The 26,226-nt window shown below is 70.2% G+C and carries 26 protein-coding genes; 7 read left to right on the top strand and 19 right to left on the bottom strand.

Features of this window, described 5'->3' with window-relative positions; genetic code table 11:
- Nucleotides 1–17: 17 nt before the first annotated feature.
- A complete protein-coding gene (locus AC1Q9M_RS07700) occupies nt 18–908 on the bottom strand; it encodes a LysR family transcriptional regulator (RefSeq protein ID WP_382323538.1) in 891 nt (296 codons plus the stop codon).
- 65 nt (nt 909–973) lie between these two features.
- Between AC1Q9M_RS07700 and AC1Q9M_RS07695 the strand changes: the two genes are divergently transcribed.
- The 3 genes from AC1Q9M_RS07695 (at nt 974) to AC1Q9M_RS07685 (ending at nt 3,785) form a co-directional block, all read left to right on the top strand.
- Nucleotides 974–2,341 (top strand): acyclic terpene utilization AtuA family protein, encoded by a 1,368-nt coding sequence (locus AC1Q9M_RS07695; protein ID WP_492433156.1) that lies wholly within the window; start codon nt 974–976, stop codon nt 2,339–2,341.
- Between the two features lie 62 nt (nt 2,342–2,403).
- On the top strand, nt 2,404–2,769 hold the full coding sequence (locus AC1Q9M_RS07690; protein ID WP_492433154.1) for an AtuA-related protein: 366 nt from the start codon (nt 2,404–2,406) through the stop codon (nt 2,767–2,769).
- 38 nt (nt 2,770–2,807) lie between these two features.
- Nucleotides 2,808–3,785 carry a Bug family tripartite tricarboxylate transporter substrate binding protein gene (locus AC1Q9M_RS07685; protein ID WP_492433152.1) on the top strand — a complete coding sequence of 326 codons (978 nt, stop codon included), beginning with the start codon at nt 2,808–2,810 and terminating at the stop codon, nt 3,783–3,785.
- A gap of 17 nt (nt 3,786–3,802) precedes the next feature.
- Here the strand turns inward: AC1Q9M_RS07685 and AC1Q9M_RS07680 are convergent, their stop codons facing one another.
- Complete coding sequence (locus AC1Q9M_RS07680) at nt 3,803–4,549, bottom strand: SDR family oxidoreductase (protein WP_444688322.1); 747 nt, start codon at nt 4,547–4,549, stop codon at nt 3,803–3,805.
- A gap of 103 nt (nt 4,550–4,652) precedes the next feature.
- Here AC1Q9M_RS07680 and AC1Q9M_RS07675 point away from each other — a divergent pair, with 103 nt between their 5' ends.
- Nucleotides 4,653–5,603 carry an AraC family transcriptional regulator gene (locus tag AC1Q9M_RS07675; RefSeq protein ID WP_444688323.1) on the top strand — a complete coding sequence of 317 codons (951 nt, stop codon included), beginning with the start codon at nt 4,653–4,655 and terminating at the stop codon, nt 5,601–5,603.
- On the opposite strand, the gene serA is transcribed toward AC1Q9M_RS07675, so the two are convergent.
- From serA to AC1Q9M_RS07630, 9 genes are all read right to left on the bottom strand, one after another.
- On the bottom strand, nt 5,534–6,796 hold the full coding sequence (gene serA / locus AC1Q9M_RS07670; RefSeq protein WP_492433149.1) for a phosphoglycerate dehydrogenase: 1,263 nt from the start codon (nt 6,794–6,796) through the stop codon (nt 5,534–5,536). The two genes, AC1Q9M_RS07675 and serA, sit on opposite strands and share 70 nt — an antisense overlap.
- A 45-nt stretch (nt 6,797–6,841) precedes the next feature.
- Entirely contained in the window at nt 6,842–7,636 is a 795-nt protein-coding gene (locus AC1Q9M_RS07665; protein ID WP_382323533.1) for an AadA family aminoglycoside 3''-O-nucleotidyltransferase, read from the bottom strand.
- Nucleotides 7,637–7,641: 5 nt separating this feature from the next.
- Complete coding sequence (locus AC1Q9M_RS07660; protein WP_382328797.1) at nt 7,642–8,184, bottom strand: DUF2894 domain-containing protein; 543 nt, start codon at nt 8,182–8,184, stop codon at nt 7,642–7,644.
- A gap of 1 nt (nt 8,185) precedes the next feature.
- Nucleotides 8,186–8,848, bottom strand: coding sequence for an OmpA family protein (locus tag AC1Q9M_RS07655; protein ID WP_291115632.1), 663 nt, complete (start codon nt 8,846–8,848; stop codon nt 8,186–8,188).
- Nucleotides 8,848–11,094 carry a DUF802 domain-containing protein gene (locus AC1Q9M_RS07650; RefSeq protein WP_492433146.1) on the bottom strand — a complete coding sequence of 749 codons (2,247 nt, stop codon included), beginning with the start codon at nt 11,092–11,094 and terminating at the stop codon, nt 8,848–8,850. Before AC1Q9M_RS07650 ends, AC1Q9M_RS07655 begins: the two co-directional genes overlap by 1 nt.
- A gap of 9 nt (nt 11,095–11,103) precedes the next feature.
- Entirely contained in the window at nt 11,104–11,757 is a 654-nt protein-coding gene (locus tag AC1Q9M_RS07645) for a DUF3348 family protein (RefSeq protein WP_382323530.1), read from the bottom strand.
- Between the two features lie 97 nt (nt 11,758–11,854).
- Nucleotides 11,855–13,180, bottom strand: a complete 1,326-nt coding sequence (locus tag AC1Q9M_RS07640; protein WP_382160639.1) for a glycerate kinase type-2 family protein — start codon at nt 13,178–13,180, stop codon at nt 11,855–11,857.
- Between the two features lie 70 nt (nt 13,181–13,250).
- Nucleotides 13,251–14,246 carry a Bug family tripartite tricarboxylate transporter substrate binding protein gene (locus AC1Q9M_RS07635; RefSeq protein WP_492433143.1) on the bottom strand — a complete coding sequence of 332 codons (996 nt, stop codon included), beginning with the start codon at nt 14,244–14,246 and terminating at the stop codon, nt 13,251–13,253.
- Between the two features lie 46 nt (nt 14,247–14,292).
- Complete coding sequence (locus AC1Q9M_RS07630) at nt 14,293–15,510, bottom strand: M20 aminoacylase family protein (RefSeq protein WP_382160644.1); 1,218 nt, start codon at nt 15,508–15,510, stop codon at nt 14,293–14,295.
- Nucleotides 15,511–15,602: 92 nt separating this feature from the next.
- Between AC1Q9M_RS07630 and AC1Q9M_RS07625 the strand changes: the two genes are divergently transcribed.
- Complete coding sequence (locus tag AC1Q9M_RS07625) at nt 15,603–16,583, top strand: LysR family transcriptional regulator (protein ID WP_492433140.1); 981 nt, start codon at nt 15,603–15,605, stop codon at nt 16,581–16,583.
- Nucleotides 16,584–16,585: 2 nt separating this feature from the next.
- Here the strand turns inward: AC1Q9M_RS07625 and AC1Q9M_RS07620 are convergent, their stop codons facing one another.
- The 3 genes from AC1Q9M_RS07620 to gcl are packed head-to-tail and all read right to left on the bottom strand — an operon-like array spanning nt 16,586 to nt 20,127.
- Nucleotides 16,586–17,494, bottom strand: a complete 909-nt coding sequence (locus AC1Q9M_RS07620; protein WP_382160650.1) for a 2-hydroxy-3-oxopropionate reductase — start codon at nt 17,492–17,494, stop codon at nt 16,586–16,588.
- Nucleotides 17,491–18,309 (bottom strand): hydroxypyruvate isomerase, encoded by an 819-nt coding sequence (gene hyi / locus AC1Q9M_RS07615; RefSeq protein ID WP_492433138.1) that lies wholly within the window; start codon nt 18,307–18,309, stop codon nt 17,491–17,493. The genes AC1Q9M_RS07620 and hyi overlap by 4 nt, the downstream gene beginning before the upstream one ends.
- 30 nt (nt 18,310–18,339) lie before the next feature.
- Entirely contained in the window at nt 18,340–20,127 is a 1,788-nt protein-coding gene (gene gcl, locus AC1Q9M_RS07610; protein ID WP_382160656.1) for a glyoxylate carboligase, read from the bottom strand.
- A 136-nt stretch (nt 20,128–20,263) separates the two neighbouring features.
- On the opposite strand from gcl, the gene AC1Q9M_RS07605 reads away from it, so the two are divergent.
- Nucleotides 20,264–21,178 (top strand): LysR family transcriptional regulator, encoded by a 915-nt coding sequence (locus AC1Q9M_RS07605; RefSeq protein ID WP_492433136.1) that lies wholly within the window; start codon nt 20,264–20,266, stop codon nt 21,176–21,178.
- Between the two features lie 6 nt (nt 21,179–21,184).
- On the opposite strand, the gene AC1Q9M_RS07600 is transcribed toward AC1Q9M_RS07605, so the two are convergent.
- Nucleotides 21,185–21,664 carry an Lrp/AsnC family transcriptional regulator gene (locus AC1Q9M_RS07600; RefSeq protein WP_382160664.1) on the bottom strand — a complete coding sequence of 160 codons (480 nt, stop codon included), beginning with the start codon at nt 21,662–21,664 and terminating at the stop codon, nt 21,185–21,187.
- A 70-nt stretch (nt 21,665–21,734) separates the two neighbouring features.
- Here AC1Q9M_RS07600 and AC1Q9M_RS07595 point away from each other — a divergent pair, with 70 nt between their 5' ends.
- Complete coding sequence (locus tag AC1Q9M_RS07595; protein ID WP_382323523.1) at nt 21,735–22,694, top strand: EamA family transporter; 960 nt, start codon at nt 21,735–21,737, stop codon at nt 22,692–22,694.
- Here AC1Q9M_RS07595 and AC1Q9M_RS07590 read toward each other — a convergent pair.
- The 4 genes from AC1Q9M_RS07590 to AC1Q9M_RS07575 are packed head-to-tail and all read right to left on the bottom strand — an operon-like array spanning nt 22,657 to nt 26,222.
- Nucleotides 22,657–23,358 (bottom strand): alpha/beta hydrolase, encoded by a 702-nt coding sequence (locus AC1Q9M_RS07590; RefSeq protein WP_382323522.1) that lies wholly within the window; start codon nt 23,356–23,358, stop codon nt 22,657–22,659. The genes AC1Q9M_RS07595 and AC1Q9M_RS07590 overlap by 38 nt on opposite strands.
- 35 nt (nt 23,359–23,393) lie before the next feature.
- Nucleotides 23,394–24,695, bottom strand: coding sequence for a TRAP transporter large permease (locus tag AC1Q9M_RS07585; protein ID WP_382323521.1), 1,302 nt, complete (start codon nt 24,693–24,695; stop codon nt 23,394–23,396).
- Complete coding sequence (locus AC1Q9M_RS07580; RefSeq protein WP_492433132.1) at nt 24,685–25,191, bottom strand: TRAP transporter small permease; 507 nt, start codon at nt 25,189–25,191, stop codon at nt 24,685–24,687. Before AC1Q9M_RS07580 ends, AC1Q9M_RS07585 begins: the two co-directional genes overlap by 11 nt.
- Nucleotides 25,191–26,222 carry a TRAP transporter substrate-binding protein gene (locus AC1Q9M_RS07575; protein ID WP_382160680.1) on the bottom strand — a complete coding sequence of 344 codons (1,032 nt, stop codon included), beginning with the start codon at nt 26,220–26,222 and terminating at the stop codon, nt 25,191–25,193. Before AC1Q9M_RS07575 ends, AC1Q9M_RS07580 begins: the two co-directional genes overlap by 1 nt.
- Nucleotides 26,223–26,226 lie beyond the last annotated feature (4 nt).

Genomic DNA, 26,226 nt, shown 5'->3' with positions numbered 1-26,226 from the left:
CCTCGGGGGACACCGGCTCAGGGCCGGTGCTTCATCAGCAGGCTGTGAAGCCCCTGCGCCGCCGAGGACAGCGCGCGGTCCGCGCGGCGCACCAGGAACACCTGCCGCTTCAGCCCGGCCGACTTGATCTGGCGCGCGCCCAGGCCGGGCTGCTCGAAGTGGAACAGCGTGAGCGAGGGCACGATGGTGATGCCCAGTCCCGCGCGCACCATGCCGGCCACGGTGCTGAGCTGCTCCAGCTCCATCACCGTGCGCATGCGGTGCGGGTAGATCGCGGCCTCGACGTACTGGCGCACGCTGCTGGAACGGGCCAGCTGCACCATCGGGAAGGCATGCAACTCGGCCAGGCGCACCGCGCCCGCACCGGCCGCGAGCGCGTGGCCTTCGGGAAACACCACATGGAAATCGTCCGAGCAGAAACGCTCGGTGTGCAGCTCGGCCGCGTCGGTGCGCGATGAGGCCAGGGCGAAGTCCGCCCGGCCGGCCCGCACCCGCTCCAGGCATTCGTCGGACAGCACGTCGGCCACGTCGAGTTCGATGCCGGGGTGGGCCTGGTGGAAGCGCGCGAGCAGGGGCGGCAACCAGCCGGCCGCGAGCGAGGGCAGGATGGCGATCGCCACCCGGCCCCGGCGCCGCGCCACGTGGTCGCGCACCCCTTCGATGGCGGTGTCGGCGTCCTTGAGCAGGCGCAACGCGGCGTCCAGAAAGGCCTCGCCCTCGGCGGTGAGTTCCACGTGGCGCGTGGTGCGCTCGAACAGGCGGCCACCCAGGTTGGCTTCCAGCGACTGGATGAGCGCGGAGAACGCAGGCTGGGACAGGTGGCACAGCGAGGCCGCGCGGGTGAAGTTGCGCTGCTCGGCCAGCGCCACGAAGGCGCGCAGTTCGCGGGTGGACAGATTGATCTGCATTTCAGATCAATATATCTGAAGTTTGAGTTTCACAGGATGAGTGCCCGGCGCCTACAGTGCGCGGCATGGCAAACACAACGGTGATTCACGTGGGCTCGGCCGCCGGCTTCTCCGGCGACCGCACCGACGCCGCCGGGCCGGTGGTCGATGCGCTCATCCAGACCGGCGGCCCGACCTGCCTGATCTTCGAAACCCTGGCCGAGCGCACGCTGGCGCTGGCGCAACTGGCGCGGCTGCAGGACCCGGACGGCGGCTTCGAGCCGATGCTGGACGAGCTGGTGCGGCCCGTGCTCGCGCGCTGCCTGGCGCACCGCATTCCCATCGTGAGCAACTTCGGCGCGGCCAACCCGCTCGGCGCGGGCCGGCGCATCCAGGCCATCGCGCGCTCCCTGGGTCTGCGCGAGCCCCGGGTGGCGGTGGTGCACGGCGACGACGTGGCCCACCGCGTGACGGACACGCTGATGTCCGCCGACCTGGCGGCGCAGCTGGCGGGCCGCGCCGTCATCAGCGCCAACGCCTACATCGGCGCGCAGCCCATCGCCGATGCGCTGCGCGCGGGCGCCGACGTGGTGGTGACCGGCCGCGTCGCCGACCCGTCCCTGGTGCTCGGACCAGCCCTGGCCCACCATGGCTGGGCCCTGGACGACTGGGACCGGATCGCGGGCGCCACCATGGCCGGCCACCTGCTGGAGTGCGGCGCGCAGGTCACGGGCGGTTATTACGCCGACCCCGGCGTGAAGGACGTGCCGGACCTGGCGCGGGTGGGCTACCCCATTGCGGCCATCGCGCAGGACGGCAGCTGCACGGTCTTCAAACCCGAGGGCACCGGTGGCATGGTGGACGGGCACACCGTCAAGGAACAGCTGCTCTACGAGGTGCACGACCCGCGCGCCTACCTCACGCCCGATGTGGTGGCCGACATCACCGAGGCCCGCGTCGAACAGGTAGGCCGGGACCGGGTGCGGCTCAGCGGCGTGCGCGGCCATGGGCGGCCGGACACGCTGAAGGTGAACGTGTGCTTCGAGAGCGGCTGGCTGGCCGAGGGCGAGATCTCCTACGCAGGCGTGCGCGCGGAGCAGCGCGCCAGGCTCGCCGCCGAGGTGCTCACCCAGCGCCTGAACGGGCTGGGCCCGCTGCGCATCGACCTGATCGGCGTGGCCAGCGTGCTGGCCGACGACCAGGGCCGCTGGCTGCAGCACACCGATCCCGGCTCGGCCACCGACGTGCGCTTGCGCGTGGCCACGCGCCACGCGGACAAGGCCATGGCGCAGCGGCTGATGCGCGAGGTGACGGCGCTCTACACCTGCGGCCCGGCGGGTGGTGGTGGCGTGCGCACCGCGCTGCGCCCCACCCTGGGCACCGCCTCCTGCCCCATGGACCGCGCGCTGGTGCCCACCGGCTTTCGCCTGCTGGACGAAGGAGACGGCGCATGAGCGCAGCGCAGGGCCGCTCCCAAGCAAGCTCGCACCGCAGCCCACAGGGCGAAGGTACTCCAGTGAGCCCCACCGTCCTCACCGTGCCCCTCTGGCGCGCCGCCCACGGCCGCACCGGCGACAAGGGCAACCGATCCAACATCAGCGTGATCGCCTGGAGCGAGGCGCTTTACCCCTTGATCGTGGCGCAGATCACCGCCGAGCGCGTCGCCGCGCATTTCCGGCACCGCCAGCCCAGCCAGGTGGTGCGCCACCTGCTGCCCAGGCTGCACGCCATGAACTTCGTGCTGGACGACGTGCTCGACGGCGGCGTCAACGACGCCCTGAACCTGGACAGCCACGGCAAGGCCCTGTCCTTCCACCTGCTGGCGCTCGAACTCGAGGTCCCCGCCCACCTGGTTTCCCAACTGCACGGCCCCTCGGGCTGAGGCGCTTCTTCCTTCACCATCCACCCCAGGAGACAGACATGAACAACAGCCCCTTCACCCGCCGCCACGCCGTGGTCGCGCTCGCCTCGTTGCTGGCCCTGCCGGCCGCCTTCGCCCAGGCTTCGCTCACCACCAAGCCCATCACCTTCATCGTGCCCTTCGCCGCCGGCAGCGCCACCGACATCCTGGCGCGCGCGCTGGGCCAATCGGTCAGCGAGCAGACCGGGCAGCCGGTGGTGGTGGACAACAAGGCCGGCGCCAGCGGCATGATCGCGGCCCAGGCCGCGGCCAACGCGCCCAAGGACGGCCACACCGTGCTCATCACCACCAACACCACGCACGCGGCCAACCAGCACCTGTACAAGAAGCTCTCCTACGACCCAGTGAAGGACTTCGCCGCCATCACCGGCATCGGCAAGGGCGGCCAGATCATGATCGTGCGCGCGGACGCGCCCTACAAGAGCGTGGCCGACGTGCTGGCCGCCGCGAAGCAGGCGCCGGGCAAGCTGTCTTTCGGCAGCGGCAGTTCGTCCAGCCGCGTGGCGGGCGAGCTGTTCCAGCAAATGGCCAACGTCAACATCCTGCACGTGCCCTACCGCAGCAACCCCATGGGCATCACCGACCTGCTCGGCGGGCAGATCACCATGATGTTCACCGACGCCTCGACCGGCATGCCGCAGATCACCACCGGCAAGGTGCGCGCGCTGGGCGTCACCTCGGCCAGGCGCATGGCGTCGCTGCCCGACGTGCCCACCATCGCCGAAGCGGGCGTGAAGGGCTACGACATGGGTTACTGGTTCGCGGCCTACGCGCCGGCCGGCACCCCGGCGCCGGTCGTGACGCGGCTCAACGAGCTGTTGCACAAGGCCATCGAGAGCCCGGCGGTGCGCCAGTTCTTCGCCGGCAGCGGCGGCGAGGTGTTCCCCACCTCACCGGCCGAGCTGGTGAAGTTCCAGGCCAGCGAGACCGACATGTGGGGCCGCGTCATCAAGGCCGCCGGCATCGAGGCGGAGTGAGCCGCACCGGGCGCGCGTCAGGCGGCCTGCCGGGCCAGCGCCACCGCGTCCGCGCCCGCCGGGTAATGCAGCCGGGGTGAGGCGTCGTTCGCGGCCAGCCACACGGCCTCGGCCACGTCCGACTCCACGGTGAAGGCCGAGGCCGAGCCCAGGCTGGCGAAGACACTCTGCGCATAGGGCGCGTAGGCCTCGGGGATCAGCCCCTGCATGCGCTGCGCGCCGTTCTCGGTGAAGCGCGTGGTGGGCGCGTAACCCGGCTCGACCAGCTTCACGCGCACGTTGAAGGCCTGCAGCTCGTGCGCGAGCGAGGCGGTGAAGCCTTCGATGGCGGTCTTGCTCGCGGTGTAAGCCGCCACCAGCGGCATGGGCGCGAGCGTGGCACTGGAAGTGACGTTGACCACCCTGCCCGCGCGGCGTTCGCGGAACTGCGGCAACACGGCCTGCGTCATCGCCATGGTGCCGAAGGTGTTGGCCTCGAAGATCTCGCGCACCGTGGCCAGGGGCGTGGCCTCGAAGGCCCCGAACAGGCCCAGGCCGGCGTTGTTCACCAGCACGTCGATGGGCCCGGCGGCCTGCAGGGCGCTGGCGATGCTGGCCGGGTCGGTCACGTCCAGCGGCAGGACGGTCAGGCGCTCCGAGGCCGGCAGCAGGTCCCAGCGCGGCGTGCGCATGGTGGCCACCACGTGCCAGCCCTGGGCGAGAAAGTGGCGCGCGGTTTCGAGGCCGTAGCCAGACGAGCAGCCGGTGATCAGAACGGTTTTCATGGAGAGATCCTTGCAAATGAAGTGGAGAAGGTCGCCACGATATCGCGACAAAAACGGACTTACTACAATCAAAAGTCCATAAATCATTCGCCAAAGTCCAATCATGGTGGATCCACTTGCCGACGTCATCGCCTTGCTGCGGCCCCGCGCGGTGTTCTCGAAAGTGATCAGCGGCGCCGGCGCCTGGGGCGTGCGCTACTCGGCCTTCGGGCAGCCCAGCTTCTGCACCCTGCTCGAGGGCCGCTGCCTGCTCGCCGTCCAGGGCCAGGAACCCATCACCCTGGAAGCGGGCGATTTCGTGTTGATGCCGGCCACGCCGGGCTTCACGCTCTCGGGTTTCGAGCCGGTGGAGCCGGTGGCGATCGACGCCCTGCAGGCGGCCGGCGCGCAGGGCGACCTGCGCCACGGCCGGCCCGACGGCCCGCCGGACGTGCGCATGCTCGGCGGTTACTTCGCCTTCGGCTCGCCCGACGCGGCCCTGCTGGTCTCGCTGCTGCCCGCTTTGTTGCACGTGCGCGGCATCGAGCGGCTCTCGGTGCTGGTGCGGCTGGTGCGAGAGGAATCGACCGAACAGCGCGCCGGCCGCGAGCTGGTGCTGGGCCGGCTGGTGGAGGTGCTGCTGATCGAGGCGCTGCGCTCCACCACCGGCGAAGGCGCCCCACCCGGCTTGCTGCGCGGCCTGGCCGATGCGCGGCTGGCGGCGGCGATGCGCCTCCTGCACGGCGAGCCCGCGCGCGCCTGGACGGTGGACGAACTCGCCCGGCAGGCGGCGCTGTCGCGCTCGGCCTTCTTCGACCGCTTCTCACGCGCCGTCGGTCTGCGCCCCATGGAATACCTGCTGGCCTGGCGCATGGCGCTGGCCAAGGACCTGCTGCGCCGCGACGGCATGGCGTTGGTCGAGGTGGCCGAGCGCGTGGGCTACGGCTCGGCCAGCAGCTTCAGCACCGCCTTCAGCCGCCATGTGGGCCAGGCGCCGGGCCAGTATCAGAACAGCACGCGGCAACGCAGCGTGCCCGGCACATCGAGCAGGCGGGCCAGCGCGATGTCCGAATAAGCCGCATCGACATCGATCACGACATAGCCCACCTCGCCCCGGGTCTGCAGGAACTGCCCGGCAATGTTGATGTGGTTGTCGGAGAACACCTGGTTGATGCGGGACATGACGCCCGGCACGTTCTGGTGCACATGCAGCAGTCGGTGATGCCCGGGGTGGGCCGGCAGCGCCACCTCGGGGAAGTTGACCGACGAGGTCGTGGTGCCGTTGTCGCTGTACTTCACCAGCTTGGCCGCCACCTCCACGCCGATGCTTTCCTGCGCCTCCTTCGTCGAGCCGCCGATGTGCGGCGTCAGAATCACGTTGTCCAGACCCCGCAACGGCGACTCGAAGAGGTCGTCGTTGCCGCGGGGCTCCTGGGGAAACACATCGATCGCCGCACCCAGCAGGCGTTTCTGTCGAATGGCTTCGGCCAGGGCCTCGATCACCACCACCTGGCCGCGCGCCGCATTGATCAGCACCGCCTCGGCTTTCATCAGGGCCAGCTCGGTCGCACCGATCATCCATTGTGTCGCGGCGGTTTCCGGCACGTGCAGGCTCACCACGTCGGCCTGCCTCAACACATCGGCCAGGCTCGGCACCTGGCGCGCGTTGCCCATCGGCAGCTTGGTGACCACATCGAAAAACACCACCTGCATGCCCAGCGCTTCCGCCAGCACCGACAACTGCGCGCCAATGGAGCCATACCCCACGATGCCCAGCGTCTTGCCCCGGATCTCGTAGGAATGGCTGGCCGATTTGAGCCAGCCACCCCGGTGGGACACCGCGTTTTTCTCGGGGATGCCGCGCATCAGCAGAATCGCCTCGGCCAGCACCAGCTCGGCCACCGACCGGGTGTTGGAGAACGGCGCATTGAACACCGCCACGCCCCGCGCGCTGGCCGCGCTCAGGTCGACCTGGTTGGTGCCGATGCAGAAGCACCCCACCGCCGCCAACCGCTGGGCATGGGCCAGCACCTCGGCGCTCAGCTGGGTGCGGGAACGGATGCCCAGGAAATGCACGTCGGCGATCCGGTGCTTGAGCTCGTCCTCGGGCAGCGCGCCGGGCAGGCTCTCGATCTGGCTGTAGCCAGCGGCACGCAGCACCTCCACCGCAGAGGGGTGCACGCCCTCCAGCAGCAGGAATTTGATCTTTTTCTTGTCGATCGAGGTCGGGCTGGCGACCCCGGCAATGGGCGATGCGGGCAGGTTCATGGGTGAAAAATATAGGCGGATTTGATCGGCACAGTGGGCGTAGGCTCAATCCGTCGAACCCACGCGCTCGATCTCGGCCCGGACATGCCGCACGAACGCCGCCACGCCTTCCGCGTGTTCGGCCAGATCGTCTCGCGCGTGGCCCAGGTAGGCCGAGCGCGCCTTGGCCAGGACAGGCCGATGCCTTTCGGGCAGGCGCTCGAGCGCCCAAGTGGCGGCGGCGTCCTTGGAGGCAATCCCGCCGGTGACCGCGCTGAACCAGATGCGCGCCAGGGCGAGCACCACGTTGCGTTCGTCGCCCACCCAGTCGGGCGCCTCGTTCCACTGCGCCACGGTGTCGAGCAGCGCCTGCGCGAAATCGGCGGGAGGCACGGGCTCGAACAGCTCGGCCGCGGGCGGTCCCATCAGCGCGGCGCTGTGTTGCCGCAGCTTGCTCAGCAGGATCGCCAGGTCGTGGTCCTCCATGGCGGGCTCGATGGTGCCGGCCAACAGGTCGTCGCGCAGCCATTCGCCGAACTGCATTTCGCGCCGCGCGGGATGCCGCCAGGGCACCACGTCGCCGCGCGCGAGCACCGTGACTTCGAGCGCGCGCAGCGGCCCCTCGGTGCCGGGTGGCGCGGAGACGGACAGCAGATCCACCATCAGCGCGCGACGCACCGGCTCCGCCAGGGGCGCGCTCACCGTGACCATCAGGTCCACGTCGCTGAAGATTTGCAGTCCACCGTCCAGGGCCGAGCCGAACAGGTGGATCGCCTCCAGTGTGTCGCCCAGGTGGCGCTCCAGCACGGCGCGGGTGGCCGCGAGTTGTCCGGCGATCCCGGCGGGCACGGGGTGGGTCATGGCGTTCATTTCTTCTGCCGCGCCGCCTTGGGCTTGCCGGCCGGCTGCTTGAGCTGGGCGCTCGCCTGCTCCAGCCACAGCAGGGTGTCGGCGTGCGCCATGAAACGGCGCAGGTAGTCCGGCGAGAGTTCGCGCAGCAGGCCCAGGGTGCGCAACACCAGCATGTGCGAGTTGAGCGGGCCGGCGTTTTCGGGACCGCGCTGCACGGCCTGCACCACCTCGTCTTCGGCGCACAGGCGCGACCAGGTTTCGCGAAACGCCTGCGCGCTGCGCAGTTCGGGGCGGCCCGCGGCGGTGCCCGGCGCCTGCGTGGCGGTGGCGATGTGCTGGTGGAGCCGGCCCAGCGGGGTGAGCGGCTTGGGCGGTGGCGCGCGCGGGCGCCGGGGCGGTGCGGCGGGCGCCACCGTGTCCTGGGCAAGCTCTTCGGCGGGCGCCACCACCGGCAGCTTCGCGCGCAGCAGGCGTTGCACGGCCTCGGGCGCGGCCTCCAGGCGGCGCGCCAGGGCGGCCAGGTAATGGGCGTGCACGGCGTCGGCGTCGTGGCTCATCTCAGGGCTTCGGGGTGGGCGCCGGGGCCGTCTTGGGCACGGGTGCCATCTCCACGCGGCGGTTGAGCGCGCGGCCCTTCTCGCTGCCGTTGGAAGCCACGGGCTGCTCGGCGCCGAAGGCCGCGCTGAACACGCGCTGCGGCGGCATGCCTTCCTGGATCAGCGCGCGCGTGACGGTGAGCGCGCGCTGGGCCGAGAGTTCGAGGTTGTCGGCGAAGCGCTGGTTGGTGGCCTGCACCGGGCGGTCGTCGGTGAAGCCGCTGACCATCAGCATCTCGTCGCGCTCGCCCAGGTAGACCTGCAGCGGCGGCACCAGGCTCTGCAGGATCTGCCGGCCTTCGGGGCGCAGCTCGTCGGAGTTGAGCGCGAACAGCACGCTGCCGCTGATGCCGATGCGGCCGTTGTCCAGCGTCACACGGCCGTTCTGCAGCGGAATGGCCAGGGCTTTTTCCAGGGCCATGCGGCGCTGCTCTTCCTGCTGGCGCTTCTGCACCTCGGCCTGCAGGCTGGCCACCAGGTCCATCTGCACCACGAGCACGCCGACCAGGATGAGCACGAAGGCGCCCACCAGGCCGGACATGAGATCGCCGAACACGGCCCACACCGGCGCGGTGTGGTCGGTGCCGTCCTCGTCCTCGATGTGGCGGTCGTCCAGGCCGATCATCACGCGGCCTTCTTCTCGGCGGGCCGCGGCTCGCGCAGGCGGCGCAGGTCTTCCACGATGCCTTGCTGCGAGCTGATGCTGAGGTCGATCACCTCGCGCGCCTGCGCCACGTAGTAGGCCAGCTGTTCGTCGCTGCGCGCCATGGACTGCGTGACGGCGCTTTCGATGCGCTGCAGGTTCTCGATCAGCTTCTCGTTGGTGGTGCTGAAGAGCTGCACGCCGTGGCCGAAGGCCTCGCCCAGGGCGGCGAGTTCGATGGCACTGCCGTTGACCTGCGCGGCCACCTCTTCGGCGCGCACGGCCTGCACGCCCACGGTGTCGGCGAACTGGCGCCCCACCTGGTCGAGCACCGCGCCGGCGGAGGTGACGAGCGATTCGACGGCGGCGCGCTGTTCGCCCGTGGCCTGCTGCACGGACTGCAGCAGCGCGTCGATGTTGTGCATGAGCGCGGCGCGTTCCTGCAGCGCCGTGTTGTCGCGCGCGGTGAGCTGGCTCATCTCCTGGCGCAGCTGGGCGATCACCTCGGCCGCGGCCTTGGGCGCCTCGGCGGCGGTGTCCAGCAGGCGCGCCATCGGCGCTTCGAGCGCGGTGCCCAGCGTCGCGAGGTGGGTCGCCACCTGGTCGTTCAGCGAAGCCTGCAGCTCGCCCACGCGCTGCGCGCTGGCCTGGTCGCGCGCGGCTTCTTCGCGGCGCAGGCTGGCGAGTTCGTCGCGCCAGAGGGTCGCGGTCCGTTCCAGCGTCTGCGCCACGGTCTGTTGCTGGGCCAGGGTCTGCGCGCCGAGCTGTCGCCATTCGTTTTGCAGTGTGGCCGCCAGGGTCTGCAAGGTCTGCGCCCACGCGGCGTGCTGCTGCTGGTCGGCCGTGGTCTGCTCGGCGTGCGAGCGGCTCACGGTTTCCTGCACGCCGGTGATCAGCGCGGCGCAACGCTGTTCGAAGCTGGTGGTGAAGGCGGTGAGCGCGCGGTCCAGGCCCTGCGCCTGCTGTTCGCTGGTGTGGGCGTGCTGCTGCAGGGCAGCCGTCCAGCCGTCGGCCACGGTGCCCGCGGTGGCGCCGAAGCGCTCGGAGAGCTGGTTCATCTGCGCCTGCACCGCCGCGCTCACGCGCTCGTGCAGTTGCGTCGACTCCCGCGCGAGCGCGCCCATGGCGTTCTCCACCACCGGCTGCAGGCTCTCGCCGGCCGCGCGGGCGGTGGCGCTCAGGCTGTCCTTGAGCGTCTTCTCGACCGAGTTCGCCAGGCCCTGGTAGGCCTCGCTGGCCTCCCGGTGGAACTGCGTCTGCCGCGCCAGCAGCTGTTCGTCCAGTTGCTGGCCGCGCTGCTCGATCTGCGCCATCAGCGCGATGGTGCCCTTGGCGCTGTCCACCACGGGCCGCAGGCTCTCACCGGCGGCCTGGGCGCTGGCGCTCACGCTGTCCTTGAGCGACCGCTCCACGGATGTCGCCAGGCCCTGGTAGGCCTCGCTCGCCGCCTGGTGGAACTGGGTCTGGCGGGTCAGCAGCTGCTCGTCCATCTGCTGGCTGCGGCGTTCGAGCTGCGCCATGAGCGCCTGCAGCTGGTTCACCACGGCGGGCAGCGCACCGGCCTGCTGCTGCAGGGCGTCGAAGGTGGCCTGGCGCTGGTGGGCCAGCGAGAACGGGCGGAACACGGTGGCGGTGTGGGCTTCGAGCTGGCGAGCCACGTCGGCGCGCTCGCGCCGGGCGATGGCGGACATCAGGCCCAGCATGGCCGAGGTGGCCACGCCGACCACCGAGGTGCCGAAGGCCAGGCCCAGGCCCTTGATGGGCGCGGCCAGCGCCGAGCGGATGGCCTGCAGGTCGGCCGAGCCTTCGAGCGTGAACACCACGCCCTTGAAGGTGACCACCATGCCGAGGAAGGTGCCCAACATGCCCAGCATCACCAGCAGGCCGATCAGGTAGGGCGTGAGCGCCAGCCCGGGCAGCGCGCCGCGCTCGCCCTCGATGCGCTGGCGCACGGCGTTCTGCAGGCCGGGCGGCACGCGCGCGAGCCAGTCGCCCAGGGTGGCCAGCGGCTGCGGCACGTTGGCCAGCGCCTCGGCGAGCGAGGCGGTGGTCTGCCGGTAGCGCCGGATCTCCTGCGCGCCCAGCAGGTAGACCGCGCCGATGACCGCGGTCATGGCGAGCGCGAAAAGGCTGGAGCCGACAAAACCCGCGCCCACCCAGGCGATGGCCAGCAGGCCCAGGACGAAGGCGGCGGTGAAAAACAAACGGTTCAGGGAAGGGCTGTTCATGGATTCAATTCAATGCGGCTTCGCGGGCGCCTGGGCCAGCGCTTCGATCATGCCCAGCACCGGCTGCAGCCGCAGGTCGAGCTCGGCCAGCAAGGCCTGCTGGAGGTCCTGCTCGAACAGGGGGGGCCAGGTGTCGGGGTGGGTCTGGCGCTGGTGTTCGAACCGCGCCTTGAGGAAGGCCGGCAGGCCGGCGAGCAGTCGCTGCTCGCGCCCGCCCAGCATCTGGTCCAGCGTGGCGTCCAGCGCGGCGAGCTGCGCCAGGCGGGGCGAGGTGGCGGCCAGGGTCTGGCGCAGGTGGCCGCGCAGCGCGTCGATGCCCATCTCCATGCGGCGCTGCTGGTCGAGGCAGCGCTGGTGGTGGGGGGCGAATTCGGCGTCGCTGGCGTCCACCGGCGGTTGGGGTGGCGTGGTGATGGACTGGCTGAGCGTGGCGCGCAGGCGCTGCAGCTCGGCCTGCGCATCGGCGGCGTTGTTCTTGACGGCGGCGCGCCGGGCCGTCACCGAGGGCAGGGTCTGGTGGGCCGAATGCAGGGCGATGGCGTCGGCCACGTTCAACCACTCGCCCAGGCGCTCGGCCATGTCCTGGCGCGGCACATCCGCCGACACGGGCAACCACCCGGCGAGCTGACGCACCAGGGCGGAACGGTTGAAATGGCTGCGCAAAAGACTTTCCTAGGGCGCCCTTTCGGGCGCGATCGACATCAAGCGGGTTGTGGGGGCTCCGCCGGCGGGGTTCACCGCCGGGCGGAACGCGCCGGTGTCACACCACCAGCACGGCCCGGAAGTCGTTCACGTTGGTGTGCGTGGGCCCGGTGATCACCAGGTCGCCGATCGGCTCGAAGAAGCCGTAGGCGTCGTTGCGGGCCAGGTGGTCGGTGAGCTTGAGGCCCTTTTCGCTGGCTCGGGCCAGGGTGTCGGGCGTCACCAGCGCACCCGCATTGTCCTCTACCCCGTCGATGCCGTCGGTATCGGCCGCCAGGGCCCACACGCCGGCCTGTCCGCCCAGGGCCTGCGCCAGGCCCAGGCAGAACTCGCCGGCCCGCCCGCCGCGGCCCTTGGCCTGGCCGGGCGCGCGTGGGCGCACCGTGACGGTGGTTTCGCCGCCGCTGAGGATCACGCAGGGCGTCTGGAAGCTGCTGCGGCCCAGCGCGGTGGAGCGCGCCATCGCGCCGTGCACCTTGCCCACCTCGCGCGACTCGCCTTCGATCTCGTCGCTGAGGATCACCACGTTCAGGCCCAGGGCGCGCGCCGCCTCGGCGGCGGCTTCCAGGCTTTGCTGCGGGGTGGCGATGAGTTCCACCGCGTGGCCCTGCAGGCGGGTGTCGCCGGGTTTGGGGGTTTCGAGCGCGCCGCTTTCCAGCTGCGCGCGCACCGCCGGCGGCACCTCGATGCCGTAGCGGCGCAGGATGTCCAGCGCCTCGGCGCAGGTGGAGGCATCGGCCACGGTGGGGCCGCTGGCGATCACGCTGACGTCGTCGCCGGGCACGTCGCTGATGGTGAGCGTGACCACGCGCGCGGGCGCGCAGGCCGCCGCCAGGCGCCCGCCCTTGATGGCCGAGAGGTGCTTGCGCACGGTGTTCATTTCGCCGATGTGCGCGCCGCTCTCCAGCAACTGGCGGTTGATGCGCTGCTTGTCTTCCAGCGTGAGGCCTTCGCAAGGCAGCGTAAGCAGGGCCGAGCCGCCGCCGGAGATCAGGCACAGCACCAGGTCGTCGGCCGTGAGGCCATCGGCGAGTTTCAGGATGCGCTGCGCCGCGTCGAGCCCGGCCGCGTCGGGCACCGGGTGGGAAGCCTCCACCACCTCGATGCGCTGCGGCAGGCCTTCAGGCCGGGGCGGTGTGTGGTGGTAGCGCGTGACGACCAGGCCCGAGAGCGGCGCGTCGGCCGGCCACAGGGCTTCCACCGCCTGCGCCATGGCCCCGCCGGCCTTGCCCGCGCCCAGCACCAGGGTGCGGCCTTTGGGCGGTTTCGGCAGGCTCGCGGCCGTGTTGTGCAAAGGCAGCGCGCGCTGCACCGCCACGTCGTACAGGTGGCGCAGCAGGGCGCGGGGGTCGTTCAGACTGGGTGGGGTGGTCGGCTCGTTCATGAGGGGGAAGTCTAGCGACCCCAGGGACCATCGGGTTACAGACTGGTAACACCCGAAACCCACCCCCGACTCACTCGCGCATGTTCGCGAATTTCACCAAGCCCGCGTACTTCTGGAGGTCGGCGCGCATGATCTGCGCCAGGTCTTCGTTGCCGGCCGGCGGAATGGCGCCGCCCGCCTCCAGGCGCTGGCGGAAACCCGGCTCCGCCAGCCCCGCCTTGAGCGCGGCCGAGAGGCGCTGCGCGATCTCCGGCGGCAGTCCGCGCGGCGCGGCGAGCGCGAACCAGCCGACCAGGTCGTAGCCCTTGAGCTGCGGGTGCTCGCCCAGCGCGGGCACCTGCGGCAAGGTGGGAAAGCGCTGCGCCGAGGTGATGCCCAGCGCGGTGATGCGCCCACCCTGAAGGAAAGGGGCCGCGGCGGTGGGCGAGACGATGGCGAAGTCCAGCGTGCCGCCGGCCAGATCGCTGGTGAGCGCGCTGGTGCCGCGGTAGGGAATGTGCGTGATGAACAGGCCGGCGCGCTGCTTCACGAGTTCGCCCGCGAAGTGCAGCGTCGAGCCCACGCCCGAGCTGCCGTAGCTGTACTTGCCGGGGTTGCGCTTGACCAGCGCGATGAACTCATCGAGGTTCTTCACCGGCATCCCGGATCCGGCCACCAGCAGCACCGGCGCGGTGGCGATGAGGCCGATGGGCGTGAGGTCCTTGATCGGGTCGTACTTCTGCGCCGGGTTCACCAGGCCGGTGGCGGCCATCTCGTTGCTCGAACCGGCCAGCAGGGTGTAGCCATCGGCCGGGCTGTTGACCACGCGCTGCGCCGCGACGATGCCGGCCGCGCCCGAGACGTTCTCCACCACCACCGTGGTGCCGAGCTTGGCGGTGAGCACGTCGGCGACCACGCGCGCGGCCATGTCCACCGAACCACCCGGCGCGTAACCCACCACGATGCGGATCGGCTTGGTGGGGTAAGCGCCCTGGGCCAGGGCCGGGGAAGCCACACCGACGAGGGCGGTGGCACCGAGGGCGGCGATGGCCGCGCGCCGGGAGATCGAGAGGAGCGGGTGGGACATGGTGGCGGTGCCTTCGTGGGTTGCGGGACAGGAGATGCGGCGCCGCTCAGCTCGCGGGCGCCAGGAAACGGCGCGCCAGCTGCACCCAGTAGCTCGCGGCGATGGGCAGCATGGCGTCGTTGAAGTCGTAACCGGGGTTGTGCACCATGCAGCCGCCGCTGCCGTGGTGCTCGCCCACGCCGTTGCCGACGATGAGGTAGCTGCCCGGGCAGTGCTCCAGCATGAACGAGAAGTCTTCGCTGCCGGTGAGCGGCTGCAGCTCGGGCAGCAGGCCCTCGTCGCCCAGCCAGTCGCGCGCGACCTCGCGCGCGAAGCGCGTGCTCTCCACGTGGTTGACCAGCGCGGGGTAGCGCCAGTGGTAGTCCACCTCGGCGCGCACGCCCAGCGTGGCGGCCTGCGCCTGCACGAGCGCGGTGATGCGCTCGCGCAGCATGGCGCGGATCTCGGGGCGGTAGGCGCGCACCGTCAGGCGCATCTGCACGCTGCCGGGGATCACGTTGGGCGCGTCGCCGCCGTGGATCGCCCCCACGGAGATCACCGCCATCTCGCGCGGGTCCACGTTGCGCGAGACGATGGTCTGCAGCGCCACGATGATGTGGGCGGCGGCCACCACCGGGTCGGCCGCGAGGTGCGGCGAGGAACCGTGCCCGCCCTGGCCATGCACCGTCACCATGACCGAATCGGACGAGGCCATGAACGGCCCTTCCTTGAAACCGAACTGGCCGACGGGAAAGCCCGGCATGTTGTGCAGCGCGTACACCGCGTCGCAGGGGAAACGCTCGAACAGGCCTTCTTCGACCATGCGGCGGGCGCCGCCCAGGCCTTCTTCGGCCGGCTGGAAGATCAGGTTCAGCGTGCCGTCGAAGCCCCCTTCCTGCGCCAGGCAGCGCGCGGCGGCGAGCAGGATGGCGGTGTGGCCGTCGTGGCCGCAGGCGTGCATCTTGCCGGCCACGGTGCTCGCGTAGGGCAGGCCCGTGGTTTCCTGGATGGGCAGCGCGTCCATGTCGGCGCGGATGCCCAGGCGGCGCGTGCCCTGCCCCCGGCGCAGCGTGCCCACCACGCCGGTGCCGGCCAGGCCCCGGTGCACCTCGTAGCCCCACTCGGCCAGGCGGGCGGCCACCAGGTCGCTGGTGGCGAACTCTTCGTAGGCGAGTTCGGGGTGGGCGTGGATCTGGTGCCGCAGGGCCACCATCTCGGCGGCGGTCTCGCGCACGGCGGGCAGCACTTGGTGAATGGCGGCAGCGTTGTCGATGCAGAAGTTCATGCCGGCGAGTCTATGAACCGCCCCCCGCGCGGGGTAGACAGGTCAAACTGCTCGACGCTCGCCGCTGCCTGTCGTGGACATAATGCCGTCATATGAAAGTGCACCAGCTCCGCTACCTCGCGACGGTGGCCGCCGAAGGCAGCATCCGCGCGGCGGCGCGCTCGATGGGGCTGAGCCAGGCCACGGTGACGCAGGGGCTGCGCGAGCTGGAGACGCACGCCGAGATCGCGCTGCTCACGCGGCACGGCCACGGCATCGCCCTCACGCCGGCGGGCCAGGAGCTGCTGGTCCACGCCCAGCGCGTGACGGCCCAGCTGCGCGAGGCCGAGGAGGCGCTGGCGCGCCACCGCGACTCGGGCGCCACGCAGCGGCTGTCGGTGGGCGTCACGCCCTGGGTCGCGCAGACGCTGCTCGCGCGCGTGGTACCGGCCTTCCGGGCGGCCCTGCCGCACGTGCAGCTCGAGTTCTTCGACGGCCTGTCCGCCCTGGCCTACCCCAAGCTGCGCGAAGGCAGCCTGGACCTCATGATCGGGCGCATCGCCCCCGACGACGCGATGCAGGGCCTGCAGGCCATGCCCCTGTTCAGCTACGACATGACGGTGGTGGCGCGCCTGGGCCACCCGCGCAGCGCCGCGCGCTCGCTGGCCGAGCTGCTCGAGGACGACTGGATCCTCAACTTCGCGCCGATCGAGCGCGCGATGATCCTGGACAACCTGTTCGGGCAGCACGGTATCGAGCCGCCGCGCCAGCGCATCCACCTCGCGCATTCGGCCTCGCTCATGCTCACGCTGGTGCAGCAGACCGACATGCTCAGTTTCTGCCCCTGGCCGCTGGTGGAAACCGCCAGCCTGCGCGACCGCCTGGTGGCCCTGCCCCTGCGCGAACGCTTCCGCTCCCACCTGGTGGGCGTGGTGCGCCGCGCGCAGGAAACGCCCTCGCCCGCGGCGCGCAGCTTCATCGCGCTGTTCCTCGACGCGATGCGCCACTGGGCGGCCTCCCCCGACCACCCCGAGTGGCGCCATGTGCTGCGCTCGGTCGAATTGATCGACCCCGGCGCCGCCCCGGACGCCTGACCTCAGGCCGCCGGTTCGGGGGCGATCTCGTGCTTCGCCATCAGCTCCAGGCTGCGGCACAGGGCCGAGTGGTCCAGCCCGGCCATGCCGTGGGCGGCGCAGCTTTGCATGAGCTGGGCCGCGCTCGCGGTGTGCGGCAGGCTCAGGCCCAGTTCCTTCGCGCCCTGCAGCGCGAGGTTCAAGTCCTTCTGGTGCAGCTCGATGCGGAAACCCGGGTTGAAAGTGCGCTTGACCATGCGCTCGCCATGCACCTCCAGGATGCGGCTGGCCGCGAAGCCGCCCATCAGCGCCTGGCGCACCTTGGCCGGGTCGGCGCCGGCCTTGCTGGCGAACAGCAGGGCCTCGGCCACGGCCTCGATGTTGAGCGCCACGATGATCTGGTTGGCCACCTTGGTGGTCTGACCGTCGCCGTTGCCGCCCACCAGGGTGATGTTCTTGCCCATGGCGGCGAACAGCGGCTGGGCGCGGTCGAACGCGGCCTGCGGGCCACCCACCATGATGGTCAGGCTCGCGGCCTTGGCGCCCACCTCGCCGCCGCTGACCGGCGCGTCCAGGTAATCGCAGCCCAGCGCGTTGATCTTCCTGGCGAACTCCTTGGTCGCCATGGGGCTGATGGAGCTCATGTCGATCACCAGCTTGCCCGCGCTCAGGCCCTTGGCCAGGCCGGTCTCGCCGAACAGCACGTCGTCCACGTGCGGTGTGTCGGGCACCATGGTGATGACGATGTCGGCGCGCCGCGCCACCTCGGTGGCGTTGGTGCACACGGTGGCCCCCGCTTCCGCGAAGGCCGCCGGGATCTTGCCGCGGCTGGCCACGAACAGCGCATGCCCGGCCTTGAGCAGGTTGAGGGCCATGGGCGCGCCCATGATGCCCAGGCCGACGAAGCCGACCTTGAGTCCGTCCTTGGTCATGCCGGTTCTCCTTGCAGTTCGAGCGTCTGGCCGTGCGCGGCCACCCACGAGAGGCCTTTGTCCGTGCCACCGGGGCCGGGGTCGCGTGGCTTGTATTCACAACCGATCTGGCCGGTGTAGCCCAGGTCGTCGATGGCGTCGAACAGGTAGCGGTAGTTGATTTCGCCGGTGCCCGGCTCGTGGCGGCCGGGCGTGTCGGCCAACTGCATGTGGGCGATGCGCGGCAGCAGGTCCTTGATGGTGCTGGTGAGCTCGCCCTCCATGCGCTGCGCGTGGTAGATGTCGTACTGCAGGAAGAGGTTGTCCGAGCCGACCTCGTCCATCAGGGCGATCGCCTGGCGCGGGCGGTTCACGAAGAAGCCGGGGATGTCGAAATGGTTGATGGGTTCGAGCAGCAGGCGCACCCCTTGCTGCTTCGCGGCCTCGGCCGCGAAGCGCAGGTTGCCCACCAGCGTGGCCTGCGCCTGCGCGGTGCCCGTGCCCTTGGGCGGAATGCCGGCCATGCAGTGCAGGTTCGGCGCGCCCAGTGCGGTGGCGTACTGCAGGGCGCGCGCCACGTTGGCGCGGAACTCGTCTTCGTGACCGGGCCAGCAGGCCTTGCCGCGTTCGCCGGCGGCCCAGTCGCCCGCCGGCATGTTGTGCAGCACCAGTTGCAGCTGGTGCTCGGTCAGGCGCTGCCTGATCTCGTCGGGCTGGAAGTCGTAGGGGAACAGGAACTCCACCGACTTGAAGCCCGCGCGCGCGGCGGCGGCGAAGCGGTCAAGAAAGGGCAGCTCGTTCCAGAGCATGGAGAGGTTGGCGGCGAAGGTCGGCATGGGAAGGTGTCCTTGTCTCTGTTCTCGGGTTCAGTCCAGCAGGCCCACCGTCTCCAGGCCCTGCGGGGCGCGGCAGTCGATGGCCTCGAATTCGTTGATCTTGTCGATCTCGGTGCCCATGGCGATGTTGGTGACGCGCTCCAGTATGCATTCCACCACCACCGGCACGCGGTGCAACGCGGCGAGTTGCTGCGCTTCGCGCAAGGCGCCCTGCAGCTTCTCGGGGTCGGTCACGCGCAGGGCCTTGCAGCCCAGGCCCTCGACCACGGCGACGTGGTCCACCCCGTAGCCGCGCAGCTCGCCCGCGCCCTCGTCCAGGTTCTGGTTGTCGAAGGCCAGCTGCACGCAGTAGTCCATGTCGAAGCCGCGCTGGCTCTGGCGGATCAGGCCGAGGTAGGAGTTGTTTACCAGCACGTGCACGTACGGCAGGCGGAACTGCGCGCCCACCGCGAGTTCCTCGATCAGGAACTGGAAGTCGTAGTCGCCCGAGAGCGCGACCACGTTCTTCGTCGGATCGGAGGCCACCACGCCGAGCGCGGCCGGCATGGTCCAGCCCAGCGGGCCGGCCTGGCCGCAGTTGATCCACTGGCGCGGGCCGTAGACGTGCAGGAACTGCGCGCCCGCGATCTGCGACAGGCCGATGGTGCTCACGTAGACCGTGTCGCGGCCGAACACCTGGTTCATCTCTTCGTAGACGCGGTGCGGCTTCATCGGGATCTGCTCGAAGTGCGTCTGGCGCAGCATGAGGCGCTTGCGCTCGGCGCAGCGGCCGGCCCAGTTGGCGTAACTCGGCCAGTGGCCGGCGGCCTTGCGCTCGCGCGCCACGTCCACGAACAGCTGCAGCGCGGCCTTGGCGTCGGAGACGATGCCGTAGTCGGGATCGAACACGCGGCCGATCTGCGTGGGCTCGATGTCCACGTGCACGAACTTCCGGCCCTTGGTGTAGGTCTCCACCGAGCCGGTGTGGCGGTTGGCCCAGCGGTTGCCGATGCCGAGCACGAAGTCGCTCGCGAGCATGGTGGCGTTGCCGTAGCGGTGGCTGGTCTGCAGGCCCACCATGCCGGCCATGAGCGGGTGGTCGTCGGGGATCGTGCCCCAGCCCATGAGGGTGGGGATCACCGGCACGCCGGTGAGCTCGGCGAACTCCACCAGCAGGTCGGCCGCGTCGGCGTTGATGATGCCGCCGCCGGCCACGATGAGCGGCTTGGTGGACGCGGCCAGCATGTCCAGCGCCTTCTCGATCTGCCGGCGGTTCGCGGCGGGCTTGTAGACCGGCAGGGGCTCGTAGGTGTCGGGGTCGAATTCGATTTCGGCCATCTGCACGTCGAACGGCAGGTCGATCAGCACCGGGCCCGGGCGGCCCGAGCGCATGAGGTGGAAGGCCTGCTGGAACACGCGCGGCACCAGCGCGGGCTCGCGCACCGTCACGGCCCACTTGGTCACCGGCTTGGCGATGCTCTCGATGTCCACCGCCTGGAAGTCTTCCTTGTACAGCCGCGCGCGCGGCGCCTGGCCGGTGACGCAGAGGATGGGGATGCTGTCGGCCTGCGCCGAGTACAGGCCGGTGATCATGTCGGTGCCGGCCGGGCCGCTGGTGCCGATGCACAGGCCGATGTTGCCGGCGCGCGCCCGGGTGTAGCCCTCGGCCATGTGCGAGGCGGCTTCCACGTGCCGCGCCAGGATGTGGCTGATGCTGCCGCGCTGGCGCATGGCGGCGTAGAACGGGTTGATGGCGGCGCCGGGCACACCGAAGGCCTGCGAGATGCCTTCTTTCTCCAGCACACAGATGGCGGCTTGCGCCGCGGTCATTCGGGCCATGATGCGATTCCTTACCTGGGTTGAGGGACTGGGTTCGATGCTAGGGAGAACCCTTCCTCTTGGGAATGGCAGCGGCGGTACGCTGATTCGATACTCCAGGTATGCAATGAGCGGCCGGCGGCGTTAACATGCCGCCATGGACCGCTTCAAGGAAATCGAGGCCTTCGTGATGGCGATGGAGCATGGCAGCCTGGCCGCCGCCGCGCTGCACGCGGGCATCACGCCGGTGATGATGGGCCGGCGCATCGACGCGCTGGAGCGCCGCCTGGGCACGCAGCTGATCCACCGCTCCACCCGGCGCCTGGCGCTCACCGAGCAGGGCGCGGGTTTTCTGGACGAGTGCCGCACGCTGCTCACGCAGTGGTCGGCCGCCGAGGCCACGGTGTCGGCGCAGAAGCACCGCGCCAGCGGCCACCTGGTGGTGTCGGCCCCGGCGGCCTTCGGGCGACTGCACGTGGCACCGCACGCCAGCGCCTTTCTCAAGGCCAACCCCGAGGTCAAGCTCTCGTTCAACCTCACCGACCGCGTGGTGGATCTGGTGCGCGAGGGCTACGACCTGGGCCTGCGCATCGGCGGCGCGATCGACCCCAACTTCGTCGCCGTGCACCTGGCCACCAACCAGCGCGTGGTCTGCGGCACGCCAGCCTACTTCCGCAAGCACGGCAAGCCGCGCACGCTGGACGACCTGAAGGAACACAACTGCCTGGCCTTCAACCTGCAGGGCGGCCAGCAGCGCGGCTGGTACTTCCAGCAGGGCGATCGCACGGTGACGGTGCGCGTGGAAGGCAACCTGGACTGCAACGACGGCGAGCTGCTGCACCGCTGGGTCAGCGAGGGCATGGGCCTGGGCTGGCGCTCCACCTGGGAGATCCAGGCGCAGCTGCAGCGCGGCGAGCTGGTCACGGTGCTCGATGAGTTCGCCCTGCCCGCCTACGACATCCTGGCCGTCTACCCGCAGCAGCGGCACCTGCCGGCCAAGGTGCGCTTCTTCATCGACCACCTCAAGAAGGTCTACGCGCGGCCCGGCTACTGGCTGCGCGAGACACCCTGAGCCGCCTCAGGCCTCGCGGTCGGCGGGCAGCTGCAGCGGGCGGTCTTCGAACTCGGTGTTGAGCACCACGGTGCTGGTGGTGCGCGCCACGCCGGGAATGGCCTTGATCTTGTAGAGCACCTCTTCCAGCGCGCGCGCGTGGGTGGTGCGGATCTTGGCCAGGAAGTCGTGTTCGCCGGCCACGCTGTGCAGCTCCAGCACCTCGGGCAGCTCGCGCAGGCGCGGCGCCACGTCGCGGCAGTGCGCGCCGCCGTCGTTGCGGATCGCCACGAAGGCGGTGAAGCGCAAGCCCACGCGGTCCGGGTCCACGCGCAAGGCGAAGCGTTCGATCACACCGCGCTCGGCCATCTTCTTCACGCGCTCGTGCACGGCCGCCGTGGACAGGCCCACCTCGGCCGCCACCTCGGCGTAGGAACGCCGGCTGTCGGCGCTCAGAACCGTAAGAATTCTGGCGTCCGTGTCGTCGATATTGATATTTGCTTGCATACGGCCGATATTGTGATCAAAATACAGTCATGAAGCGATCTGCCGAATAATTTCCGCCAATCAACTCGCGATGCCTGCCATTTTCAACCTGAATCGCCTGGACCGCCAGACCCTGCGCCTGGGTGGCGCCCTGCTGATCGTCTACCTGGTCTGGGGCACGACCTACTTCGCGCTCGACGTGGCCATGCAGTCCCTGCCGCCCGTGCTCATGAACGGCGCGCGCTTCGTGCTCGCGGGTGTGTTGATGCTCGGCATCGCGCGCTGGCAGGGCCAAGCCTGGCCGACGGCGGCGCAGTGGCGCGCAAGCGCCCTCATCGGCGGCCTGATGGCTTTCGCGGCCATGGCGCTGGTGGTGCTGGCGCAGAAGGCCGGCATCGGCTCGGGCCTGATGGCCACCGTGGTGACCACCATGCCGATGTGGCTCGCGCTGTGGACGCGCTGGGGCGGCGAGCGCGTGCCCCTCACCAGCTGGATCGGCCTCGCGCTGGGCGCGGGCGGCGCGCTGCTGCTGGCGCTGGAGGGCGATTTTTCGACCACGTTGATGGGCTCGCTGTGCGCCTTCGGCGCGCCCTTGGCCTGGAGCCTCGGTTCCTACGCCTCGCGCCGCATGGCCCTGCCGCCACCGGCCATGGCCTCGGCCGCGCAGTGGCTGCTGGGTGGCCTGCTCGGGCTGGTGGTGGCCGCGCTGTGGGAGCCGGGCGCGCGCACCGTGGCCTGGCAACAGGTGTCGCTGGCCTCGGTGCTGGCCTGGTTGTACCTGGTGGTCATGGGCACCATGGTCACGCTCAACGCCTACCTTTGGCTGCTGAAGAACACCACGGCGGCGCTGGCGGGCAGCTACTCCTTCGTGAACCCCGTGGTGGCGCTGTGCGTGGGCGTTTGGCTGGGCGGCGAGCGGCTCACCGGCTGGGTGTTCGTCGCGATGCCGGTGATCGGCCTGGCGCTGGCGCTGATCCTCTACGGGCGCGACATGGCGCGCCTGGCCGGCACGCTCATGCGTCGGCCAGGACCTTCAACAACCACACGTTGAGGTCGTCCACCTCCTGCGTGCTCACGGTGTGTTCCATCGGGTAGCTGTGCCATTCCACCGCATACCCCAGGCGCTGCAGCTCGTCGCGCGAAGCGATGGCTCGGTCGATGGTGACCATGGGGTCGTCTTCGCCGTGCGCGAGGAAGATGGGTGTGTCGCGGTTGGCCTCACCGCGCTCGGCGGCGGTGGTTTCGGCGATCGGCAGGTAGCCTGAGAGCCCCGCCAGCCCGGCCAGGCGCTGCGGCGCGCGCAGGCCGGTCATGAGCGTCATCGCGCAGCCCTGCGAAAAGCCCATGAGCACGATGCGGTGGGCCGGCACGCCACGCGTGACCTCGCGGTCGATCAGGCCCTGCACCAGGCCTTGCGCGGCGCGCAGGCCGGCCTCGTCTTCGAGGCGCGGCACGGCCGGGTTCGCACTGGGCGGGTGGATGTCGTACCAGGCGCGCATGCGGTAACCGCCGTTGAGCGTGACCGGCAGCACCGGGGCGCTGGGGAACACGAAGCGCACCGGGCCGAGCGCGCGCAGGTCGAGCTCGCGCGCGATCGGCACGAAGTCGTTGCCGTCGGCGCCCAGGCCGTGCAGCACGATGATGGAGGCAGCGGGCTGGGCGGCGGCGTCGCCGCCGCTCACCGCTTCAAGGGTTTCGAGGAAAGGGGTGTTCATGAACGGCAGCATAGCGCCACGCGGGCGCCATGCCGCTATTCAATGAACCCTGGCAGCCACAGCGACAGGGCCGGGAACGCGCACAGGATCAGCAGGCGCACCACGTCCACCGCGATGAAGGGCATGGTGCCCTTGTAGATCGCGCCCAGCGGCACGTCGCGCGCGATGGAGTTGATCACGAACACGTTCATGCCCACGGGCGGGCAGATCATGCCGAAGGTCACCGCCATCACCACGATCACGCCGAACCACACCGGGTCGAAACCCAGCTGCATCATCGCGGGGAACACGATGGGCACGGTCAGCAGGATCATCGCGAGCTCGTCCATCACCGCGCCGAGGATCAGGTAGCCCACCATGATGAGCGCGAGCACGCCATACGGCCCCACCGGCAGGTGCACCAGGAACTCCACCGCGTTCTGCGTGAACTGGGTGATGGTGAGGAAGTAGCCGAACAGGTAGGCGCCGACCACGATCATCATGATGGCCGAGGACACGCGCAGCGCACCGATGAGGGCGGCCTTGATCTGTTTCCAGCCCAGGCGCCCGCGCAGCATGCCGATGGCCAGCGTGCCGATCGCGCCCACGCCGGCCGCTTCCTGCACGGTGAAGATGCCACCGTAGATGCCACCCAGCACGAACACGAACAGCACCACCACCGCCCAGAGCGGGCGCAGCGAGGCGAAGCGCTCGCCCCAGCCCAGGCGTTCGCCGCGGGGCATGGTGTCGGGCCGCAGGCGCGCCACGATGGCCACCACCACGCTGTAGAACCCGATCGCCATGAAGCCGGGGATGATGCCGGCCGCGAACAGCTTGGTGATGTCGGTCTCGGTCATGATGCCGTAGAGCACCATGATCACCGAGGGCGGGATCATGATGCCCAGCGTGCCACCGGCCGCGATCAGCCCGGCCGAGAAGCCCGGGTGGTAACCCGCGCGGCGCATCTCGGGCAGGGCCACCTGCGTCATGGTGGCCGCGGTGGCGACCGACGACCCGTTGATGGCCGAGAAGCCGCCGCAGGCCGCGATGGATGCCAGCGCCAGGCCGCCGCGCCGATGGCCCAGCCAGGCCCGCCCCGCCTTGAACAGCTCGGTGCTCATGCCCGAATGCGAGGCGAAAGCCCCCATCAGGATGAACATCGGGATCACGATGAGGTTGTAGTCGGTGAGCACCGACAGCGGCACGTTGGCCAACAGGTTCAGCGCGGGCGTGGTGCCCGAGAGCAGCGCGAAACCGCCCACGCCGGCGATGCCCATGGCGACGCCGATCGGCACGCGCACGGCCATGAGGGCGAACATGCCCACGAAGCCCAGCAGGGCCACCAGATCACGATCCATGGGCCGCTCCTGGCACGTCGTCGTCCACCGGCTCGGGGCTGGCCGCGCGGCCCTGCCACAGGTGCACCAGGCGCACCAGCGCCAGCACCCCCGCCACGCTGGCGCCCACGGCTGCCACGCTGTAGAACCACTGCAGCGGCAGCCGCAGGTCCATGGTGCCCTGGCTGCCGGTGCCACCCACCTTGACCCACACCATCCACGCCAGGGGCACGAGGAAGGCGGCGCTCAGGGCGGTGGCCAGCAGGTCCATGCGGCGCTGGCCCTTGGGGCTCAGGTGCTCCCACACGATGTCGACCCCGATGTGGGTGCCGTAGTAGGTGGCCAGGGCGATGCCCCAGAACATCGCGATGCCCTGCAGCATCTGCGTGCCGTCGAACCAGTCGGGGATCTGCATGCTGAACGCGTAGCGCAGCAGCACGTTGCCGGCCGTCAGCAACGCGATCAGCAGCAGGAACAGCGCGGCCACCGTCTCGATGGCCGAGAACAGGCGCTTCATCAGCTGCCGGCTTTGCGGTTGGCCAGTTCCTTGCGCAGGTCATCCAGCGCGGCCTGGCCCTTGTTGCCGGCGGCGTCGGCGGCCTTCACCCACTGGGCGTACACGGGATCCACCGCCTTCTTCCACACGTCGAGCTGCGCGGGCGAGATCTTCACGATGGTGTGGCCCGGCGTCTTCTCCAGCTTGGCCTGGCCCGAGTCTTCCTCATCGCCCCAGGCGCCGCCGACCTTGCCGGCCCATTCGTTGTTGCAGTGGTCGTCGATGACCTTCTTCTGGCCGGCCGCCAGCTTGTCGTACCAGGGCTTGTTGAGCACCCACACGAAGTCGGAGGCGTAGAAGCGCATGTCGCTGTGGAACTTGACGGCCTTGTCGATGCCGAAGGACACGATGGAGTTCCAGGGGAAGGTGATGGCATCGGCCACGCCCTTGTCGAGCGCGTCGCGCGACTCGGGGGCCGAGACCTGCACGTTGGTCGCGCCCAGCAGCGTCATGGTCTGGGCCACGGTGCCGTTGGCCGAGCGGATCTTCATGCCCTTCAACTGGCCGGGTTCGGTGATCGGCTTCTTGGCGTGGAAGGTGCCGATGTGCACGTGCGCGAAGCAGAACTTCACGTCCTTCATTTCGGTGGCGGCGTAGGAGCGGTACCACTGGTCCAGCGCGGCCGAGCCGGGGCCGGGCTTGCCGATCAGGAAGGGCAGTTCACCGGCGGCGATCATGGGGAAGCGGCCGGCCTGGTAACCCGGATTCACCCAGGTCATCTCGGCGATGCCGTCGCGCGCCATGTCGTAGTGGTCGGCGGCCTTGCCGAGCTGCTGCGCCGGGAACAGGGCGACCTTGATCGAGCCCTTGGACGCCGCTTCCACCGACTTGGCCCAGGGCTCGAAACCGAGCTTGGCCAGCGGGTGCGAGGCCGGCAGCCAGTGCGCGAACTTCAGCTCGACCGCCTTGTCCTGCGCCTGCGCGATGGCCGCGCCCAGCAGAAGGGTTGCCATGGCAACAGCGCGCAAGGAAGTCTGGATCGGGTTCTTCATCTTT

This window comes from Hydrogenophaga sp. GW823-FHT04C09 (genome assembly GCF_058796355.1).
Note: the sequence above shows the minus strand (reverse complement) of the source record. Positions and strands in the feature narration are given on the sequence as shown.

Bases quoted from the DNA above. Each gene is read 5' to 3' on its own strand.
- AC1Q9M_RS07680 (WP_444688322.1), bottom strand. From the start codon at position 4,549: ATGAAAACCGTTCTGATCACCGGCTGCTCGTCTGGCTACGGCCTCGAA.
- AC1Q9M_RS07685 (WP_492433152.1), top strand. From the start codon at position 2,808: ATGAACAACAGCCCCTTCACCCGCCGCCACGCCGTGGTCGCGCTCGCC.
- AC1Q9M_RS07600 (WP_382160664.1), bottom strand. From the start codon at position 21,664: ATGCAAGCAAATATCAATATCGACGACACGGACGCCAGAATTCTTACG.
- AC1Q9M_RS07695 (WP_492433156.1), top strand. From the start codon at position 974: ATGGCAAACACAACGGTGATTCACGTGGGCTCGGCCGCCGGCTTCTCC.
- AC1Q9M_RS07580 (WP_492433132.1), bottom strand. From the start codon at position 25,191: ATGAAGCGCCTGTTCTCGGCCATCGAGACGGTGGCCGCGCTGTTCCTG.
- AC1Q9M_RS07665 (WP_382323533.1), bottom strand. From the start codon at position 7,636: ATGACCCACCCCGTGCCCGCCGGGATCGCCGGACAACTCGCGGCCACC.
- AC1Q9M_RS07625 (WP_492433140.1), top strand. From the start codon at position 15,603: ATGAAAGTGCACCAGCTCCGCTACCTCGCGACGGTGGCCGCCGAAGGC.
- AC1Q9M_RS07595 (WP_382323523.1), top strand. From the start codon at position 21,735: ATGCCTGCCATTTTCAACCTGAATCGCCTGGACCGCCAGACCCTGCGC.
- serA (WP_492433149.1), bottom strand. From the start codon at position 6,796: ATGAACCTGCCCGCATCGCCCATTGCCGGGGTCGCCAGCCCGACCTCG.
- AC1Q9M_RS07660 (WP_382328797.1), bottom strand. From the start codon at position 8,184: ATGAGCCACGACGCCGACGCCGTGCACGCCCATTACCTGGCCGCCCTG.
- AC1Q9M_RS07630 (WP_382160644.1), bottom strand. From the start codon at position 15,510: ATGAACTTCTGCATCGACAACGCTGCCGCCATTCACCAAGTGCTGCCC.
- AC1Q9M_RS07635 (WP_492433143.1), bottom strand. From the start codon at position 14,246: ATGTCCCACCCGCTCCTCTCGATCTCCCGGCGCGCGGCCATCGCCGCC.
- AC1Q9M_RS07605 (WP_492433136.1), top strand. From the start codon at position 20,264: ATGGACCGCTTCAAGGAAATCGAGGCCTTCGTGATGGCGATGGAGCAT.
- AC1Q9M_RS07590 (WP_382323522.1), bottom strand. From the start codon at position 23,358: ATGAACACCCCTTTCCTCGAAACCCTTGAAGCGGTGAGCGGCGGCGAC.
- AC1Q9M_RS07650 (WP_492433146.1), bottom strand. From the start codon at position 11,094: ATGAACAGCCCTTCCCTGAACCGTTTGTTTTTCACCGCCGCCTTCGTC.
- AC1Q9M_RS07585 (WP_382323521.1), bottom strand. From the start codon at position 24,695: ATGGATCGTGATCTGGTGGCCCTGCTGGGCTTCGTGGGCATGTTCGCC.
- AC1Q9M_RS07675 (WP_444688323.1), top strand. From the start codon at position 4,653: ATGGTGGATCCACTTGCCGACGTCATCGCCTTGCTGCGGCCCCGCGCG.
- hyi (WP_492433138.1), bottom strand. From the start codon at position 18,309: ATGCCGACCTTCGCCGCCAACCTCTCCATGCTCTGGAACGAGCTGCCC.
- AC1Q9M_RS07700 (WP_382323538.1), bottom strand. From the start codon at position 908: ATGCAGATCAATCTGTCCACCCGCGAACTGCGCGCCTTCGTGGCGCTG.
- AC1Q9M_RS07575 (WP_382160680.1), bottom strand. From the start codon at position 26,222: ATGAAGAACCCGATCCAGACTTCCTTGCGCGCTGTTGCCATGGCAACC.
- gcl (WP_382160656.1), bottom strand. From the start codon at position 20,127: ATGGCCCGAATGACCGCGGCGCAAGCCGCCATCTGTGTGCTGGAGAAA.
- AC1Q9M_RS07620 (WP_382160650.1), bottom strand. From the start codon at position 17,494: ATGACCAAGGACGGACTCAAGGTCGGCTTCGTCGGCCTGGGCATCATG.
- AC1Q9M_RS07640 (WP_382160639.1), bottom strand. From the start codon at position 13,180: ATGAACGAGCCGACCACCCCACCCAGTCTGAACGACCCCCGCGCCCTG.
- AC1Q9M_RS07655 (WP_291115632.1), bottom strand. From the start codon at position 8,848: ATGATCGGCCTGGACGACCGCCACATCGAGGACGAGGACGGCACCGAC.